General features: G+C 39.3%; 18 protein-coding genes. 14 read left to right on the top strand and 4 right to left on the bottom strand.

Translation table 11 applies throughout. The features are described 5' to 3' along the window. Nucleotides 1-75 precede the first annotated feature (75 nt). The 4 genes from ABJE44_RS04615 to ABJE44_RS04600 all read left to right on the top strand — a co-directional run bounded on the left by ABJE44_RS04615 (nt 76) and on the right by ABJE44_RS04600 (nt 2,078). The gene (locus ABJE44_RS04615; RefSeq protein WP_348113541.1) at nt 76-495 is read left to right on the top strand and encodes a hypothetical protein; all 420 of its coding nucleotides are present in this window, start codon (nt 76-78) and stop codon (nt 493-495) included. 121 nt (nt 496-616) lie between these two features. Further along, on the top strand, nt 617-1,054 hold the full coding sequence (locus ABJE44_RS04610) for a DUF695 domain-containing protein (RefSeq protein ID WP_348113542.1): 438 nt from the start codon (nt 617-619) through the stop codon (nt 1,052-1,054). 84 nt (nt 1,055-1,138) lie between these two features. Continuing rightward, entirely contained in the window at nt 1,139-1,555 is a 417-nt protein-coding gene (locus tag ABJE44_RS04605; RefSeq protein WP_348113543.1) for a UPF0158 family protein, read from the top strand. A 64-nt stretch (nt 1,556-1,619) separates the two neighbouring features. Then, nucleotides 1,620-2,078, top strand: coding sequence for a DUF4262 domain-containing protein (locus ABJE44_RS04600; protein ID WP_348113544.1), 459 nt, complete (start codon nt 1,620-1,622; stop codon nt 2,076-2,078). 214 nt (nt 2,079-2,292) lie between these two features. On the opposite strand, the gene ABJE44_RS04595 is transcribed toward ABJE44_RS04600, so the two are convergent. Continuing rightward, complete coding sequence (locus ABJE44_RS04595; protein ID WP_348113546.1) at nt 2,293-4,638, bottom strand: TonB-dependent receptor; 2,346 nt, start codon at nt 4,636-4,638, stop codon at nt 2,293-2,295. Nucleotides 4,639-4,782: 144 nt separating this feature from the next. Between ABJE44_RS04595 and ubiE the strand changes: the two genes are divergently transcribed. Genes ubiE through ubiB form a run of 3 tightly spaced genes read left to right on the top strand, consistent with a single transcriptional unit; the run spans nt 4,783 to nt 7,860 of the window. Next, nucleotides 4,783-5,586, top strand: coding sequence for a bifunctional demethylmenaquinone methyltransferase/2-methoxy-6-polyprenyl-1,4-benzoquinol methylase UbiE (gene ubiE, locus ABJE44_RS04590; protein ID WP_348113547.1), 804 nt, complete (start codon nt 4,783-4,785; stop codon nt 5,584-5,586). A gap of 2 nt (nt 5,587-5,588) precedes the next feature. After that, nucleotides 5,589-6,224: an SCP2 sterol-binding domain-containing protein gene (locus ABJE44_RS04585; RefSeq protein ID WP_348113548.1), complete on the top strand. Its 636-nt coding sequence runs from the start codon at nt 5,589-5,591 to the stop codon at nt 6,222-6,224. A gap of 10 nt (nt 6,225-6,234) precedes the next feature. After that, a complete protein-coding gene (ubiB, locus tag ABJE44_RS04580) occupies nt 6,235-7,860 on the top strand; it encodes a ubiquinone biosynthesis regulatory protein kinase UbiB (RefSeq protein ID WP_348113549.1) in 1,626 nt (541 codons plus the stop codon). A gap of 69 nt (nt 7,861-7,929) precedes the next feature. On the opposite strand, the gene ABJE44_RS04575 is transcribed toward ubiB, so the two are convergent. Next, nucleotides 7,930-8,850, bottom strand: coding sequence for a hypothetical protein (locus ABJE44_RS04575; RefSeq protein WP_348113550.1), 921 nt, complete (start codon nt 8,848-8,850; stop codon nt 7,930-7,932). 164 nt (nt 8,851-9,014) lie between these two features. On the opposite strand from ABJE44_RS04575, the gene tatA reads away from it, so the two are divergent. The 7 genes from tatA to hemB are packed head-to-tail and all read left to right on the top strand — an operon-like array spanning nt 9,015 to nt 14,520. After that, complete coding sequence (gene tatA, locus ABJE44_RS04570; protein ID WP_348113551.1) at nt 9,015-9,272, top strand: twin-arginine translocase TatA/TatE family subunit; 258 nt, start codon at nt 9,015-9,017, stop codon at nt 9,270-9,272. Then, nucleotides 9,272-9,571, top strand: coding sequence for a Sec-independent protein translocase protein TatB (gene tatB, locus ABJE44_RS04565; RefSeq protein WP_133468148.1), 300 nt, complete (start codon nt 9,272-9,274; stop codon nt 9,569-9,571). Before tatA ends, tatB begins: the two co-directional genes overlap by 1 nt. A gap of 5 nt (nt 9,572-9,576) precedes the next feature. Then, complete coding sequence (tatC, locus tag ABJE44_RS04560) at nt 9,577-10,320, top strand: twin-arginine translocase subunit TatC (protein WP_133468149.1); 744 nt, start codon at nt 9,577-9,579, stop codon at nt 10,318-10,320. Then, entirely contained in the window at nt 10,317-10,814 is a 498-nt protein-coding gene (locus tag ABJE44_RS04555) for a hypothetical protein (RefSeq protein WP_348113552.1), read from the top strand. Before tatC ends, ABJE44_RS04555 begins: the two co-directional genes overlap by 4 nt. Before the next feature lie 3 nt (nt 10,815-10,817). Beyond that, nucleotides 10,818-11,630 (top strand): TatD family hydrolase, encoded by an 813-nt coding sequence (locus ABJE44_RS04550; protein WP_348113553.1) that lies wholly within the window; start codon nt 10,818-10,820, stop codon nt 11,628-11,630. Further along, nucleotides 11,620-13,503: a diguanylate cyclase gene (locus ABJE44_RS04545; RefSeq protein ID WP_348113554.1), complete on the top strand. Its 1,884-nt coding sequence runs from the start codon at nt 11,620-11,622 to the stop codon at nt 13,501-13,503. Before ABJE44_RS04550 ends, ABJE44_RS04545 begins: the two co-directional genes overlap by 11 nt. Before the next feature lie 21 nt (nt 13,504-13,524). Next, on the top strand, nt 13,525-14,520 hold the full coding sequence (gene hemB / locus ABJE44_RS04540) for a porphobilinogen synthase (protein WP_348113555.1): 996 nt from the start codon (nt 13,525-13,527) through the stop codon (nt 14,518-14,520). 94 nt (nt 14,521-14,614) lie between these two features. Here the strand turns inward: hemB and ABJE44_RS04535 are convergent, their stop codons facing one another. Continuing rightward, the gene (locus tag ABJE44_RS04535; RefSeq protein WP_348113556.1) at nt 14,615-16,441 is read right to left on the bottom strand and encodes a bifunctional diguanylate cyclase/phosphodiesterase; all 1,827 of its coding nucleotides are present in this window, start codon (nt 16,439-16,441) and stop codon (nt 14,615-14,617) included. 23 nt (nt 16,442-16,464) lie between these two features. After that, on the bottom strand, nt 16,465-17,592 hold the full coding sequence (locus ABJE44_RS04530) for an FIST C-terminal domain-containing protein (RefSeq protein WP_348113557.1): 1,128 nt from the start codon (nt 17,590-17,592) through the stop codon (nt 16,465-16,467). Between the last annotated feature and the right edge of the window lie 100 nt (nt 17,593-17,692).

The following is a 17,692-nucleotide window of genomic DNA, read 5'->3' as shown; positions in this document are numbered from 1 at the left end:
CAGTGGATAATAAAATGGACGTACTCTTTTAAGAATTTTATCTTGGTGTATTTGTAAGATCATCTTAGGCAAATTATGCTGCACTTTAAAAAAATCCAGTGGTTAAAAGTCATCACTTACTCCATTGTGCTCAGCATTTCAGTTGTGTTCGTTGTTGCTATTCTAACTTTTAGTTTATTGAATTTGGGGTTTGATTTTACTGAAGACGCAACAATATTTCTGTTGGCTAGCTATTTCTGTTCATTTGCTATTACTTATTTTGCCTATTTTACGTTAGCGAAAAAGCAATTTTATCACCCTTTTCAGCATGCAGTTTTCGTATATATTTTGAATATTGCTATAGGCTTTACGTTAGATTTTCTAATTCCAATCGCTTTGATAACCTGGGAAGTGTTTATTGTTGAGCTATTTGCTTATATAGCTATATTGGTAGTTGCAACCAAGCATGGTAATAAATACCAAAATCGCTATCGTTTTATTGATAATGCGGTCTAAAAATCCCATAAGCACCACTTACATAGTCAGCCTATTTACAAGCCTGTGGGATCAGAACCGTTTAATCAATGAATCTGACACAATAGATTCGAGGTGCGAACAGTTGATTTAAGGAAACATAATGGAAATCAAACCCGCGGATTCAGACGCATGGAACATTGCTGAAGGCAAAGCTAATGGAAAACCTAGCCTTATCCGCTATAGACCAGAGTTAAGACAACTTATCGGCTCTCCTAACTATCCTCAACGGCTTGTTATATTTTGGGATTATAAACAGACGAATGACTCTGGGTTGCCTAGCAACACCCAACTAGATGAAATGAAAATTTTTGAAGATGCAATCGTCGATCCCTTAGATGTCGATCGATTAGCAATATTTGTTTATTCCTACACAAATGCGGGCACCCGCGAATGGCATTTCTATACCGGTAACATTGAAAAAGTAGGAGAAATAATAAATAGTGCGCTATCGAAACACGATAAATTTCCAATCGAATTACAAGTGTGCGAAGACACTGAGTGGACAGAGCTAAAAAAAGTATATGAAATCTGTGAGTAAAAATGCACCTAACAAATCAACTATGCATGAAACGCGAAAAAGCCGCACCTCATATGCAAATCGCTATATGTCTAAGAGAAGGTTATGGCAGCAAAATTAGATGACATTGAGTGGGCAATTGAATTCTCTTCTTCTGGATTGGGAGACCATGAGGCGTATATCAATTTAGATACTGGCAAAATTTATTATGTTGGTGATGCTGTGGAAGAACCGATACCAGATGACCTCTATGAGAGTGATAGATATCTTATGTTACCCAGCAAACAGGATTTAGGATTAAGTAAGCGATTGGCCCTGAGTTTTATTGCTGAGTTGCTCCCCGAAAAATTGGAACTTGGATACGATATTTTTAGCCGCCGCGGCGCATACGCAAAATTTAAGTCGCTGTTAGAATCAAAAGGAAAGCTAGAAGATTGGTATACGTACGAGGAGGCTGCGTTAAAACGAGCGACTATTCAATGGTGTAAAAATAATAATATTAAAATTAACAGCGACACGTAACAAATTTTGCAGAACCCCACTGCAAAGGCGTATATGTTAAACCTAAGGAATCACAAGCGTTTATATGAACCAAGCTGAAATAGAGATAATGAAAAATATAGAAGAATATGGATGTCATGTTACTTCTGTATTTGACCCAAAAGAAGACGATCCTAATTTTACATACACGACAGGTATCACCAGGCAAACAAAGAAGCCTGAATTGATCATACTTGGTCTTAGAAACGACTTAGCATCCTGGATTGCAAATGAATATAATAGCCGAATCCAAAATGATGAAAACTTTTCTGTAGGGGATTTTTATGAGGGGTTCCTTGATGGTTTTGAAGTTTGCTTTAAACCTGTTACGGAAAAGTACAAAGAAGAACATATGCTTTCATGTAATTGGTTATACAAAGGAACTGATTACCCAGTGTTACAACTAGTATTCCCTACTGTGAATGGTATTTGGCCGTGGGAAAAGGAAGCATCAGAAAGTTTTAAGTCTCTTCAACCAAGTTTTCAGCACGTATCAGCATGGTGAACTCTAAACAGTGTATGTAATATCTATTAGGTGTTTACTTGAAGGTTTAACTGGTTATTCTTCTTTTAATATTAAGGGGGCAAGCAGTTAACAAGGCAATAAGTTAGTTTAGAACGAAGTAGCTTAATAAAAGCTACTTGCGCCCTGTAGTCTTTAAGATTGCATGATGACTAATTGAGCTATGACCAACCTATCACCTAATTCAATTAACCGCTTAGAAGTTATGACGATAGGTAACTTGCACGCTTCTTGGTAATTCTGGGAATACCAAGGTAGAGCCAAAGTAGCCGCCTTCAAACACCGGTCGCCAGTTTTTTTCATCCGTTAAATTTTGAACTTCGAAACGTAACTTAGCATGCTGACTTAATGCCACAGTTGTATTGGCGTTTATGGTAATTTGATCACGTATTAACACAGTGGCCAAGTAGTCTAGCGGGTAGCTTTTGCTATAAATTGCCGAGGCTGAAATGTCCCAGTTTTCTGAGATCATCCACCCTGCATTCATCGATACTGTTTGTTCTGGTATGCCCTGCACTCTTTGATTAGACGGAGCAAAACCTGCAAAGTTAGGTGCGCCTATACCTGTGCCTACAATAATGTCTGGGCGTGAGTTATCAAAGGCGTCAGCCACTTGTTGTGAATCTTGAAAACTAGCCGAGTCGTCGTAGCGTGCATCTAAATAGCTATAACCTAAGGTAGCCCAAAGTTTTTGCCCTTGGTACACCACTTGCCCTTCAAAACCTTTTGCCACAATCCCTGAGTTACTGCCGTCTCTGTTACGTAGACTACGGGTTTGTTCAAAAATTGAGGCATCAGCATACCAAGGGTTTTGGGAAGGCGCATATTTAATGCCTACTTCAAACAGCTCATTGATTGTCTCAAAATTTAGTGGGTTAATCTGGTTGTCGGCGCCCAATGCTGTGCCACCAGCAATACTGTTAGATGTGGCTTCGCTGTAGTTGTAACTGGCGTAAGTCACTAAATCATCTTGTAATTTCACGTTAGCGCTTAGGGAGCCTGAGTACAGCCAAGTATTATAGGTATCATGAGCGGCAATTTGCCCTTGTGGCGCTAGAGCATCTTGCGCCGCGACGTCGTAATAGTCTGCACGCACGCCTGCATTAGTGCTAAAGCGCTCACTCCAATCGCTTTGCTGCTCAACAAAAACACCACTTTGCCAAGTGGTGGAGTCAGTGGTATCAGAGGTTGAAAAGTCGTTTATACCATCGCCATCTACATCATAATTAGCTCCAGGGGATACAAACACGCCTGGGCGCAATTCAACTAAGCGGGCTTCTTGGGCTTCGGTTAATGGAATACGGCGCTGCTCTAGGGTGCCCAATAGATCAATGGGTAAATCAGCTTCTGTTGTGAACTGACTGTAGCCCACCACATCGTTATAACGAATATCAAACCCCCAAGTAGTTTGCTGCTGTGGGTTCCAGATAGAGTTTATTTCAATTCTGTTTTGTGCAGTTTTAGCGCCATCTATAATTTCTACAAAACTATTTTGGGCGATTTCTTCTCGGTCTAAATATTGAAAATAACTACGATTGGTTAAACTGTGTATGCTATTTAGCTGACGTTCGTACGTGCTATGAAACAAGTATGTTTGTACATTGTTTATATTGTCAGGATCGGTCAACACTGTACTTCGCGAAATCGGTACTTCACCTGTTGGCGATATCACAGCAAAGGCACCGGGTACTTCTGAACCATTAGGTTGCACACCTTGGCCAGTAATATACAAACCATGGTCTATTAAATTTTGGGTGGGGCGGTTAATACCAGCGTTGTCGGTAAAATCCACATTGTAGTATTCGAAGCTTACATCCCAACTAGACTGAGCGTCTGGCAACAAACGATATGCAACATATACATCCTCACTTTGGTAGGCGCTATAATCGTAAAAACTGCCGTTATCGATTAACTCAATGCTGACACGGGCGCCGCTTTTGCCTTCTTCTATCGCTTTATCTATATCTAACTGACCACGGTAGTGATCCCAGCTGCCAGCACTTACTAGTAAGCTAACATCGCTTCCCGTTAGAGTGGCCGTTTTGTTGTTTAAGTTCACAAACCCACCGTTACGCTGGGTTGTACCAAGCAACACCGAAGGAGCACCTTTCACTATGTCTATTTGCCCTACGCTGTTAAACGACAAAGGAATACCAAAACCATTGTTGCCACCTTGTCGCCGCAGCCCTTCCTGAAATACTTCACCCAACTGCCCACGAATAGTTGGCAAACTCGGCGCACCAAACCCACTAGCAGCGTAAGTATTAGGCACAAGAACAAGCACATCTTGTAAATCATCAATCGATAATTGCTCAAGCATGTCTTCAGAGATAGAGGTGAGGGTTCTTGAGATTTCTGTTATTTGCTTATTTTTTCCAAATGGCCCATCTACTATTGAGTCTTTGGGAGACACAATTAACGATGAAGTCGGTTGTCCATTTACAGTTATATGTTCTAACTCATTATTTGAGTCTTGGGCTGAAACAGCAAAGGCCATAGTTAGGCTGATAGTTATACTCATGCTGCGTAGTCTAGTAGACATGTTGATCCTCACGATATTGATTCGAGCTTAAAGACCTCACGAGTCTAAGTTTTATTACAGTCTATCTTTTCTGATGACCATTTTATCTGTTGGCTGAGTGATTTATTAGGTAAACTATCAAGTGAATATTCTAAAGGAAACGCTATGAGTCCCCAGAGTTACAATGCCGAGCAAGATAATAACGAAACCCCTCCCATCGAGGCGTTATCCGATACTACTCACTTTGGTTTTAAACAGGTTGATACCGACCAAAAAGTGAATATGGTGAAAGACGTGTTTCAATCGGTGGCCGCAAAATATGACATAATGAATGATGTGATGTCTTTGGGTATTCATAGATTATGGAAACGTTACACCATTGACTCTAGTGGTGTTAGAGCGGGTCACAAGGTGTTAGATTTAGCCGGTGGCACAGGTGATTTAACTGCTAAGTTTTCACGAATAGTAGGCGAGTCTGGGCAAGTAATACTGGCTGATATCAATGGTGCTATGCTTAAAGTTGGCCGCGAAAAGCTTAGAGACAAAGGCATAGTAGGTAACGTTGAATATGTACAAGCCAATGCCGAAGAATTACCTTTTCCAGATAATAGCTTTGACATAATCACCATAGCGTTTGGCCTAAGAAACGTAACCGATAAGGATAAAGCATTAGCGTCTATGTACCGCGTTCTGAAACCCGGCGGCAGATTGTTAGTGTTAGAGTTTTCTAAACCTACCCACGACATGCTCAACAAAGCTTACGATATGTATTCTTTTCATTTGCTGCCTAAAATTGGGCAACTTGTAGCAAATGATGCAGATAGTTACCAATATTTGGCTGAGTCGATTCGTATGCACCCAGAGCAAGACGTATTAAAAGAAATGATGGAAAATGTAGGGTTCGAACAAACCACTTATACTAATTTAACAGGTGGGATCGTCGCCCTACACCGTGGCTTTAAGTTTTAGTTATGCCTATTGCACAGTTACTTACATCAGGGGTTGAGCTAGGGTTTAATCAACTTCTAAAGCTCGACTCAGATAGCCAAGCTCGACTAGCCAAATTAAATGGAAAGTCGCTACAGGTCTCAGTAAAAGAGTTACCCTTCCCGTTATTGTTTAACTTTTCTGAACAGGTTGAAGTCGGCGCGGTAATTGAAAGCAACGAACATAATCAAGCTCCAGATTGCTTGATAGAATTAGACATTAACACCCTTCCCAAACTACAAGACAGCAGTCAGTTAACTCAGCTTATTCAACAAAAGAAATTGTCACTCATTGGTGATATCTATATTGCGCAAACTTTTGGTGACTTAATTAAAGAGTTAGATATTGATTGGGAAGAGCAGCTATCAAAGTACACGGGTGATGTGGTCGCTCACCAAACATTTAGCAGTGCAAAGTCACTATTATCACAAGCCAAGCAAGAACTTGAAAAAGCCGCAACAAGTATTGGCAACCGTATGACCCAAGCTGACGCGGTAGCCGTAAAACCCATTGAAATGGCTTTATTTAGCGATCAAGTTAGCGATTTGCGCAGTGATACTGAGCGCTTACAAGCTAGACTTCAAAGACTAGAAAAATCCCTAGACGACTCTAAAGGATAAATACCCCAAGGTGAGAATTTTACGCTTTTATCAGATAAATAAAGTTATGTTAGAGCATGGCTTAGATGAGTTGATCCCTCGAAAATGGTTACCTTGGTACGCAAAATTATGTCGAGCTAGCTTATTTTGGCTGCGCAACAAACACCCAGATAAATCACAAGGAGTTAGAGTTCGACTTGCCTTACAAACCTTAGGGCCTGTTTTCATTAAATTTGGGCAAATGTTATCGACTCGCAAAGATTTATTGGCCGATGACATCGCCAACGAATTAACTATTTTACAAGATCAAGTACAGCCGTTTGACAGCGACATAGCCCAAAACATTATCTGTCAATCGCTCGGCATTAAAGATGTCAGCGAAATATTCAGCTCTTTCGAGAGCAAACCATTAGCATCTGCATCTATTGCTCAAGTTCATGCGGCTAGATTAAAAGAGGGCGATAAAGATGTGGTAGTGAAGGTTATTCGACCTAATATCAAATCACTTATCCAGTCTGATATTGAGCTTATGCAGACCGCTGCAGCGGTTCTTCAAAAGTTGTTACCCGATGGCAAACGTTTACGTCCAGTTGAAGTGATTGCAGAGTACGAACGTACCATTATTGATGAGTTAGACCTGATGCATGAGGCCGCCAACGGCATTCAGTTTAAGGTGAACTTTGAGAACTCACCCGCTTTATACGTGCCTACCATTTATGGTGATTATAGCCGCAAAAGTGTCATGGTTATGGAGCGCATTTATGGTACACCTATATCTGATATTGAACAGCTTAAAGCCCGTAATACCAATATGAAACGCTTGGCAGAACGAGGCGTTGAAGTATTTTTTACCCAGGTGTTTCGCGACAGTTTTTTTCATGCAGACATGCACCCAGGTAATATATTTGTATCTACGGTTAACCCAGACGACCCACAATATATCACTATAGATTTTGGCATAGTGGGCACTTTAAATAGTGAAGATAAACGTTATCTAGCCGAAAACTTCATTGCCTTTTTTAATCGTAATTACCGTAAAGTTGCTCAACTACACGTAGACTCCGGATGGGTTCCATCTAACACTGACATTGATGATTTTGAAGCGTCGATACGTAAAGTGTGCGAACCTATTTTTCAAAAACCTCTCGCTGAAATCGAATTTAGCAATGTGTTGTTGCAACTGTTCAATACCGCCCGCCGCTTCAATATGATCATTCAGCCGCAACTGGTGTTATTGCAAAAAACCTTGTTGTACATAGAAGGATTAGGGCGTCAGCTATACCCACAATTAGATCTGTGGCAAACAGCAAAGCCATTTTTAGAAAACTGGATGAAAGAGCAAATTGGCGTCAAAGCCATGTATCAAAAAATCTCCACCAACTTGCCTTTTTGGTCAGAAAAGATGCCAGAAATGCCAGATCTCATTTATGACTCTTTGAAACAGATAAAAACTCTTCCAGAGCAACAAAGGCAAGAGTTTGAGCGTCAACAACTGGCAGCTAAACGTCAACATACCAGCTCACAATTGATGATGATTGGTACAACCTTTATTTTGGTTGCCGCACTGCTACCCATGTATTTACAGCCATGGTGGCCAAGTGCATCTTGTGGGGTGATAGGCTTAATTAGTTGGATTTTAGCTTGGCGCGCGAAATAAAGAATCAAATTAGATGATGCCGTTCGTCCTCTATTTTCTGGCTAGAGATTCACAATATTCTATACAAAATCATGTTTTTCCAAAATAGCCTTCGACTCTTAAAGCCACCCCGTAAGAAGCTGAAAAGTGTTCGTCTCTACGCCATAAAACAAAGGGCTCGACTTCATAAAAAAGCCATGTTCTCAGGGCATTTTTACGCCACCGCATACTCACCAAATACTCTTCTAGTCGAAAGTTAGGACGGCTAGTACCTTCAAAGTAGACCCCAGTTATAAGTGCATTATGTTCACTAAATTGCGTTAACTTTTGCAGGCTATGCAGCCATCGCCAATCATTACTTCGGTCCCTAAAATAATAATGGTTATTAAATCTGTACATAGCGTTTTTAGTGGATTTATAAGCAAGCTGCCAAGCAAAATCAGCCCCTAAGCCATCTCGGCTATATAAATAAGCTGACGTTTCCCAGCGCAAACTCGCTTTATCTGATATGGGTATTGAATTTCGAAACGTACTTTTTGTAAAAGCTTGTAATCTGCGACCTATGCCTATTCGATGGGCTAAACCTTTACCCGGAGTTCGTTGCCAACGTAGCGCTAAGCTAACGCGATTTCGTTCTCGAATATTATTATTTACGTCACTTAACAGGTTGTCATCTGGGGATTCATCGTCATAGTCAGATAGAACGACATCAACACGATTTTTGAGATTGGGTAATTTTACTCTTAATTTAAACCTGGGTTTCACCTCACTGAAGTCTCGGCTTCTCGGCTCCCAACCAAGTCTAATTCGCGCCTCTCCTCTTGCCTTTTCTGTGGTATCAAAGCCTTCTAAAGCAAAAAAATCATCAAACCATAAAACGCTATCGTTAACTGAAGACGCTATGCTTTGGTGCATAGCATCTAGCCAAGGATAAGGTTCGAGCTGCTCTTCAGCGTAAGCACTAAAACCAAGTAAGGTAAAAAAAGAAACAATAATAGTATTTTTAATCACACTTTCTCTCAATACAAGATATACGTTATGTGACTTAAAAGTTGATAATTAGTGTACCCATATATTACCTAAATGACCAAACAAGGATTTTGTGCTATCAAATCCAGTGACCTTTTCATTTAGCTACGTATAATAGGGAGAGATAAGTCTTAAGGAGTCTATTTATGTTTGGTATTAGTCCTATGCAGTTAGGGATCATCTTAGTAATCGTTATTTTATTATTTGGAACAAAAAAATTGCGCGGTATGGGTGGCGATTTAGGTTCAGCTCTTAAAGGCTTTAAAAAAGCTATGAGCGATGACGACAAAGAAAAAGAAAAAGACGCTGACTTTGTTGCTAATGAAAAAGTAGAAAACAAATCTAGCGAATCAGCTGACAACACAGTGCAACAAACAAAAAGTGAACAAAAAGAGCACAATTAATGTTTGATATTGGCTTTTTTGAAATACTCTTCATTGCTGTCATTGCGTTAGTGGTGTTAGGCCCAGAAAGGCTACCTGGAGCTATACGTTCTACTCTCAAAACAGTTCGAGGTATTAAGGGTATGGCTAATGGCTTTCGTCAAGAAGTTGAACAACAGTTTAAAATTCATGAGCTCCACGAAAATCTAAAAAAAGCTGAAGAGCAAAGTTTAGAAAATCTATCTCCGGAGTTACAAAAGTCTGTTGACGAATTACGTGACGCCGCAAAATCCGTACAAAAACCCTATTCTAAAGAGTAACCAGAATGGCCGACCAAAATAGCTTAGTTACCCACCTAATTGAGCTTAGAAGCCGCGTTTTAAAAGCATTTTTAAGTGTTTTCTTTGTGTTCTTATGCCTTGTATATTTCGCTCAAGATTTATATCTATGGATTGCCACTCCCTTACAAGAAGCTTTGCCCGATAATGCACAAATGATAGCGACAGATGTTGCATCTTCGTTTTTCGCGCCCTTTAAGCTCACCATGGTGTTATCGTTTTTTATAGCCATTCCTATGGTGCTATATCAAATTTGGGGGTTTATCGCGCCCGGATTGTATAAAAATGAAAAACGATTAATTGCGCCTTTGCTATTTTCGAGCACCTTATTATTTTATTTAGGGATGGCTTTTGCCTACTACGTTGTTTTTCCCCTCGCGTTTGCATTTTTTACAAGTGTCATACCGGAAGGCATAGTCAATAACACGGACATAAGCAGCTACTTAAATTTTGTATTAAAAATATTTTTTGCGTTTGGATTGTCTTTCGAAATCCCCATAGCCATTGTTTTAATGTGCTGGACAGGAATGACAACACCCGACTCCCTTCGAGAAAAACGTCCTTATGTGATTGTTGGGGTATTTGTCCTTGGTATGTTACTCACGCCACCAGATATCATTTCACAAACACTCCTTGCAATTCCTATGTGGATATTATTCGAATGTGGCGTAATTGTGGGCAGCATATACACCCGTAAAAAGAAAGAAGACACCCCAGAGGAACAAATATGAAGTTGTTTACCGCCATTGGAGCATTATTATTTATAGTTAGCTTTGCTGCTTCAAGCAATGAATTAATAAATAACTTGCAACACTGTAAGCAAGTTGAAAATGCACTCGAAAGGTTAGTGTGTTTCGATAAAGTCAGTAAAAATCTACCCACAACCTACCAAGAATTAAAGCCAATAGCGGGCGTAGAGCCGCACCCACCCACAAAACAACAACCAAAGTTAGAGGATAAAATCAAGCAGTTTGGAGTCGAGCACAAAGCGGATACCAGCGATTTACCGGCTACGATTAGTGCAGTTATCACATCAGTTAAGCTAGGACCCTATAAAAAATATGCAATCCAATTAGATAACGGGCATATATGGAAACAAACAGATGACAAACGCTTAAAATTATCAAAGGGCGATAATGTAATAATTCAAAGAGGTGCACTTAATTCTTTCTTTATTAAAAAAGACGGAATGAACACGCGAATACGGGTAAAACGAGTAAAATGACCTATGAGCTGGATTGATATTGGAGTCAACTTAGCTGATTCAAGATTAGATGCTGAGCCAGTTATACAACGGGCCATTAATGTTGGAATTGAAAAATTAGTTATCACAGGGACGAGTATTCAAGCTAGCTACGACGCTTTAACATTGGCTAAAAATCATCCAAAAACCTTGTACACTACAGCAGGCGTTCACCCCCATCACGCAAAACACTTTAACCATCAAACTCGTACTAATTTAGAAAAGTTAGCTAATGAAAAGCAAGTTGTAGCAATTGGTGAGTGTGGCTTAGATTTCAATCGCAACTTTTCTACACCAGCACAGCAACTCCATGCATTCGAACAACAATTACAATTAGCTAGCGAATTAGGCTTGCCAGTTTTTTTACATGAAAGGGACGCATTTGCAGAGCAAGTCACATTACTTAAAAAATACCGTAGTGAATTAGTCGGTGGCGTTGCCCACTGCTTTACTGGTGACTCAGAACAAATGGCTCAATACTTAGATTTAGACCTATATATAGGCATTACTGGTTGGGTTTGCGACACCAAAAGAGGTCAGGCTCTTAGAAACGCAGTTTCTTCTCTGCCCTTAGAACGATTACTAATAGAAACGGATGCCCCTTATCTACGCCCTAAAGGTTTACCCAACAACCGAAAATTAGATAAAGGTAATAACGAGCCTGCTTATTTACCGTTTATTGCGGCTGAATTGTCGAACCTAATGGGTGTTGAGCAGCAGGCACTACAACAAACTTGTTACGACAACACCCATAAGTTATTCAATAAAATTAAGATAGGTATCGATAGTGAGCACTAGCATTCTAGGTACCAAATTATCTGTAAATGGCTCAATAATACTAGCTGGCTTTTGTTGCTTACTAATGTTTATTACTGCAAATGCTCTGATGAGTAATAATGGAAAAAAAGAAGTAAGAATAGATAACTTACATTACCTTGTTGACTCAGCACATGACATTGATATTAGCCAAGCCCTCAACTTTGAAACAAAAGATTGGCAGACTAATGTCACAGACATCTACTCCCCGGCCATGTCGGACGATATACACTGGTTAAAATTTACTATCCAAGGTAGAGAGGCGTTAGGTCCTAAACTATTAGAGATAGATAACCCATTTTTAAATCGAGTTAATGTCTGGTTTGTACAAAAAAATAAAATACTAAGCCATCTAAGCACAGGTGATGAACAACCTTTTAGTGAAAGGCCGATTTTACATGAGAACTTTGTTTTTTCAGTGCCGGCAACCACAGGTACTATCGATGTTTACGTTAGCGCCTATTCAACAGGGTCCATTCGCCTGCCAATATACCTGTGGCCAGAGAAGATGTATTTGAGTTACGAAACTAAAAGTGCCATCACCATGGGGGTGTTTATTGGCTTGATGTTAGCTATGGGAATTTGCAGTTTATTCTGCTTTGTCGCCACTAAAGCCTTACCGTTTCTAATTTACAGTGGCTATGTTGGTAGCTTGGTACTTACCATTACCACCTTATTTGGCTTAACATTTCGATACCTTTGGCCTGAATCCACTTTATTTCAACAAGATTCATTGGCACTTTTCGCCTCATGCTTACTTTGCCTATCTACTATTTTTTGCGATCAATTACTCAAAGTAAAAGTTTACAGTGCTCAGTTAAGCAAACTTTTAAGAGTTATTGCTACAATCTTTATCATTGGCGCGGGTGTGAGTTTCTTCATACCTTTACCTTTATTTATCGATGCTTTTCTATCAATGACACTAGTAAGCGGCTTAGTTGTATTTTTGACTGGTATTTGGTTGTGGAAAAAAGGCTCAACCGTCGCGCACTATTACACCCTTACGTGGGCTATGTTGTATCTTCTAGGCCTAGCAGTTGTTTTAGACAATTTAAATATAGTGAGCTTTAGTTTATCGCCCACTCACTTTTTAATGTTAGGGGCAACGATAGAGACTATATTTTTAGCCTTGATTCTAATTATTAGCCATAACAAGCAGAAACAAGCTGAGCTAATTGAACAAACCGAGCTGTTAGATATAGAACGACAAACCCGTAACACCGAAAAAGAAGTATTAGAACAACAAAAAACAGCTACCGAAGAACTTGAGTACAAAGTACAAGAACGTACTTTAGAATTAGAAATCACTCTAAGAGAACTTTCAGAAAAAAATCAAGAGCTAGAGAAGAAGAACACCTTAGACTCATTAACCGGAATTAGAAATCGTAGTTATTTTGATAAAAAATACCAGGCAGAACTTCGTAGAAGTAAACGAGAACAAACTCAACTGTCCATTGTTATGTTAGACATAGACCATTTTAAAAGTGTCAATGACATTCATGGTCACTTGATGGGAGACGAGTGCATTAAAGTAGTAGCCAATATTTTGAAACAATCATTAAAGAGGCTTAGTGATGATGTTTGCAGGTATGGGGGTGAAGAATTTGCAATGATATTACCTAGTACTGATTTAGAAGGGGCTTTAGCTCTGGTTGAAAAAATACGTATAGAGATATCAAATACAGAGATTGTATTAAATGAAGCCTCAGTAAAAGTAACAATCAGTGCCGGTATCGGTACTGCAACAGCGGAAGTGACCATGAATGAAAAGAGCATTTTGGCACTGGCTGATCAACAATTATACAAGGCAAAAAATGCTGGCCGCAATCAAACGATTGGCAGCTATTTGTCTTAGCCAACTTACGTAGGTACACACATGTTTGAACAATATCCTCAAAGCCGTATGCGTCGAGTGCGTAAACAAGCTTCAACTCGCAATTTAGTAGCAGAAAATCAACTTTCGACTAATGACCTGATTTATCCGATGTTTGTATTGGAAGGCGAAAACCAAAAACAAATAGTGCCTTCTATGCCAGGTGTTGAACGAATGTCTATCGACCTGTTAGTTAGAGAAGCTCAGGAGCTACTAGAGCTTGGTATTCAAGGCGTTGCTTTATTTCCGGTAACACCGCCAGAAGCTAAATCGCTGTGCGCCAGTGAGGCATTTAATCCCCAGGGATTAGCACAAAGAGCAGTACGAGCTCTAAAGGCTGCGGTGCCAGATATAGCGATTATTACTGATGTTGCATTAGACCCTTTCACCTCTCATGGTCAAGATGGACTTATTGACGATACTCGCTACGTGCTTAATGATGAAACCATAGAGGTGTTAGTCAAACAGGCTTTATCACATGCAGAAGCAGGGGCCGATATTGTAGCCCCTTCAGATATGATGGACGGACGCATAGGTGAAATTCGTAAGGCACTCGAAGAGCAAGGTTATATAAACACTTGTATTATGGCCTATTCAGCTAAGTATGCATCTAGCTATTACGGCCCATTTAGAGATGCGGTCGGCTCAGCAAGCAATATTAAAGGTGGCGACAAAAAAAGCTACCAGATGGACCCCGCCAATTCCGACGAAGCATTAAGAGAAATCGCTTTAGATCTTCAGGAAGGGGCTGACATGGTGATGGTGAAACCAGGCATGCCTTATTTAGATATTGTAAGACGCTGTAAAGACGAGTTTAAAGTCCCCACTTTCGCTTATCAAGTTAGCGGTGAGTACGCCATGCACAAGGCTGCATTTGCTAATGGCTGGCTCAATGAAGAACAGGTAATACTGGAGTCATTGTTAGCATTTAAACGAGCAGGAGCTGATGGAATTCTGACTTACTTTGCTAAACAAGCTGCGCAATTACTTAAAGGGTAATGATTAAAGTTTTGATGCATCTAGTAGCTAAACGAGCTTTCAATTTAAACATACGAATAGCTCCTACTTTAACCCCATAACATTGTCACTTTTTTTATTGTTCTAAGAGCGTAATAAAGTCATATTTAGGCATTGGGCGATGAAAATAATAACCTTGATACGCTGTAATGTTTTTAGTTGCCAAATATGCAAACTCATCACTGTTTTCAACACCTTCAACAATACATTCCAAAGAAAAGTGTTCGCAAATATCTATGATTGAATCGACGATAACGTGATTTTTATTGGTTTGGTCAATATCTATAATAAAGCTTCTATCTATTTTTATAGTTTGCAATGGCAATTGATGTAAATAAGATAAAGAAGAGTAGCCACTACCGAAGTCATCAAGCATAGTCACCACACCTTTATCTTTTAAGTACTTCATTTTTAGAATAGTTAAATCGATATTATCGATCACCACTCCCTCTGTAACTTCCACTCTAATTTGACGACTATTTATACAATATCTATTAAGCGCACTCAGTAAACTATCGGCAAAATTATGATGAATAAACTGGCGAGGGCTAACATTAACGCTAATATATTTGAGTGCGTCATTTGACGCTACAGAACTCAAGATTTGGCAAACTTGTTCCAAAACCCAACTCCCAATATCTAGTATTAAACCAGACTCTTCCGCAATAGGGATAAACTCGTCAGGACCTACTCGTCCTAAGCTTTGATTAGACCATCGTATTAAGGCTTCTGCTCCAAGTACTTTCCCATCGGCTGCCACTAATGGCTGATAGTAGACTTCAAATTCATCATTTTGAATCGCAGTTTTTAAGTACTTTTCTATTTGCGTTTTTCTCTCTGAAGAAGATTCGAGCTGCTTATTGTAAAAGCTATAACCATTGCGATTGGCTTGCTTTACTGCATTCATTGCTTTTTCAGCGTTTTGTACGATTACGTCTACTTGTTGGCGAGCACTTAGTACACTATCCACCTCTACTGGAAACATGCTGATCCCTGTGGACACTGAAATACTAAATATGTTGCCATCTACGTTAATAGGAGCTGCTATTAGAGCCGCTATTTTCTTAGCTATTTTCTTAGCCTTTTCTATTGCAATTGAATAGTCAACAGAAAGCTCAACAACTAATAAAACAAATTCATCCCCTCCTATTCTTGCTAACGTATCTCCTTGCCGCATGCACTCTTGTAGTCGCTTACCAACAATTTTTATAACATCGTCACCCACTGCATGACCTAAGGTATTGTTAATAACCTTAAAGCGATCTAAATCTAATAGAAAAATTGCGCCGATGTTTTTGGTCGTAAAACTTGAAGATAATGTTTTTAGTAAGTCTAGATTAAACTTTTTTCGATTAGCCAAATTAGTGAGAGGGTCTAACATTGACTGCTCTATTAATAACTCTTCTGCGAATTTGCGCGCTTCGATTTCTTTAATTAAATTCTGATGTTCTTGGCAGGCTTTGCAGCTTGCGGATAGCTTAATTAATAACGGCTCTAAAGCTGCAAGTATCACCTCATCAATTTCTGTAGCGTACCTTTCTAAAATGAGCACGCCAAATTGTGGAACCTTTAAAAAATAATAATGGCATGATTGTTTTGAAATGCATGAATAGGCCACCTCCTCTTGATAGTAGAAGCGCTTTGCGTCCTCTACTAACGTTAGTTTATAGTCAGAAGTTAGCTGTGGGTAACAATATAAATTCCCATCAGAGTGAGTTTTGGGTGTTTCTGTCAACTCACACTGGTTAAAGTCCATTAGCATAACCGATCTCAAACTTAATCGCTGTAAGGTGCGCTGCATGAATGTATTCAGCATCGTTTCTAGTTTCAAATCTAAGCCGATATTCATAACCAGCTCATGTTGAATAGAAATAATTTGTAATGCTCGGTCTGTAGAGTACATAAATTTAATGTTAATTCTTTTATCTAAATAGTCTTTACTGGGTGCTTAGCTACAGCAGTCACTGCTGTTTTATTATGAAAATGAATAGCACCAGATGCACTCGATGCTATTTCTCCTAATACTAAAACCCCTAACAAAGCTGAGTTATTGAAAGCAGATGTAATACCTTTTAATTCATCCTTAAATTCGTTTTCAAGAAACAAATGCCGGCTAACACAATCAAATAGCAACCCTTGCTCCTTAACAGTAGCTTGTGTTGCTTCCTCTACTGCATTTACGGCTGCAGCAACCAGCTTTTTGTTGTCACCTTTTAATATATATAGCAAAGTGTTTTCAGGAACTTTACCTACACAAACTAAACTATTTTCTTCAACACTAATAGGGTCACGCACTAACACATCATCATCTAAACGCTCTATCCCAAAAGGATAGGTTTTAGCGACTTCAAAGAATTCATTCGCAGTGAAGCTCTTATTTTCAAATTTATCAATGACGTCTTCATATACCTCGAATGCCGGCTGAAAATTCAGTTGAATAATTTTGTTATCATCAACTTCATTCGCCAAAAATGGCCCGTCCAAAACCTCCCAGCCATGGCCAATTGCCAGCTCGAATAAGGTTGGCATAAAAATAACAACCATTGCATCCATTAGCAGCCCTTGATTAGAGAATAGACAGGGTTTGCGTTCGAAACTTAATGATCCAGCGCCACCGCCAAAAACGTTTAATTTATTTCCAAAGTGCTCGAACATAGAATTCAAAGCAAAGTCTATATTCCTAGATATTCCGTCAATTAATATCATGGCAGATTCGAAATGAGAGGAGTCACTCAACATATCAAAATCACTTGAATCAGCATTTTCTAAATTAGTAAGTAGCATTACCTTTACATCAGAAAATATAGGTACAACTAGCAGGCCTTCATCTATCACTTCATCTTTTATAATGATAGCCGGAAATACCCCTCCAAAAACGGGAACCTGCAAAGATGTTAAAATGGGGTCAACAAAAGTTTGGTTTTTTAAGCTTTCATCACAGCAAAATATCAATAAAGCTTGGGGGCTACTAGATAAAGCGGCATTAATTAATGATTGCAGTGATTCGCCTGTGACTATTACTGAATATTGATATTGTCCAAATAAAAGACCCATGTATTTTCCATTTTATTAAACAAGACAGCGGCCAAAAGACAAGCGGTAAAATTTACACCCCAAACAAGAAACGTAAGATACTAAACTTAGTACAAAAAAT

The sequence above is a fragment of the Paraglaciecola sp. genome, assembly GCF_039942875.1.
Lineage (GTDB): Bacteria > Pseudomonadota > Gammaproteobacteria > Enterobacterales > Alteromonadaceae > Paraglaciecola.
This window is presented reverse-complemented; position numbering and strand designations above follow the sequence as displayed.

What these genes read in the sequence shown, in the direction of transcription:
- ABJE44_RS04615 (WP_348113541.1), top strand. Translation starts at nt 76, where the DNA reads ATGCTGCACTTTAAAAAAATCCAGTGGTTAAAAGTCATCACTTACTCC.
- ABJE44_RS04610 (WP_348113542.1), top strand. Translation starts at nt 617, where the DNA reads ATGGAAATCAAACCCGCGGATTCAGACGCATGGAACATTGCTGAAGGC.
- ABJE44_RS04605 (WP_348113543.1), top strand. Translation starts at nt 1,139, where the DNA reads ATGGCAGCAAAATTAGATGACATTGAGTGGGCAATTGAATTCTCTTCT.
- ABJE44_RS04600 (WP_348113544.1), top strand. Translation starts at nt 1,620, where the DNA reads ATGAACCAAGCTGAAATAGAGATAATGAAAAATATAGAAGAATATGGA.
- ABJE44_RS04595 (WP_348113546.1), bottom strand. Translation starts at nt 4,638, where the DNA reads ATGTCTACTAGACTACGCAGCATGAGTATAACTATCAGCCTAACTATG.
- ubiE (WP_348113547.1), top strand. Translation starts at nt 4,783, where the DNA reads ATGAGTCCCCAGAGTTACAATGCCGAGCAAGATAATAACGAAACCCCT.
- ABJE44_RS04585 (WP_348113548.1), top strand. Translation starts at nt 5,589, where the DNA reads ATGCCTATTGCACAGTTACTTACATCAGGGGTTGAGCTAGGGTTTAAT.
- tatA (WP_348113551.1), top strand. Translation starts at nt 9,015, where the DNA reads ATGTTTGGTATTAGTCCTATGCAGTTAGGGATCATCTTAGTAATCGTT.
- tatB (WP_133468148.1), top strand. Translation starts at nt 9,272, where the DNA reads ATGTTTGATATTGGCTTTTTTGAAATACTCTTCATTGCTGTCATTGCG.
- tatC (WP_133468149.1), top strand. Translation starts at nt 9,577, where the DNA reads ATGGCCGACCAAAATAGCTTAGTTACCCACCTAATTGAGCTTAGAAGC.
- ABJE44_RS04555 (WP_348113552.1), top strand. Translation starts at nt 10,317, where the DNA reads ATGAAGTTGTTTACCGCCATTGGAGCATTATTATTTATAGTTAGCTTT.
- ABJE44_RS04550 (WP_348113553.1), top strand. Translation starts at nt 10,818, where the DNA reads ATGAGCTGGATTGATATTGGAGTCAACTTAGCTGATTCAAGATTAGAT.
- hemB (WP_348113555.1), top strand. Translation starts at nt 13,525, where the DNA reads ATGTTTGAACAATATCCTCAAAGCCGTATGCGTCGAGTGCGTAAACAA.
- ABJE44_RS04535 (WP_348113556.1), bottom strand. Translation starts at nt 16,441, where the DNA reads ATGTACTCTACAGACCGAGCATTACAAATTATTTCTATTCAACATGAG.
- ABJE44_RS04530 (WP_348113557.1), bottom strand. Translation starts at nt 17,592, where the DNA reads ATGGGTCTTTTATTTGGACAATATCAATATTCAGTAATAGTCACAGGC.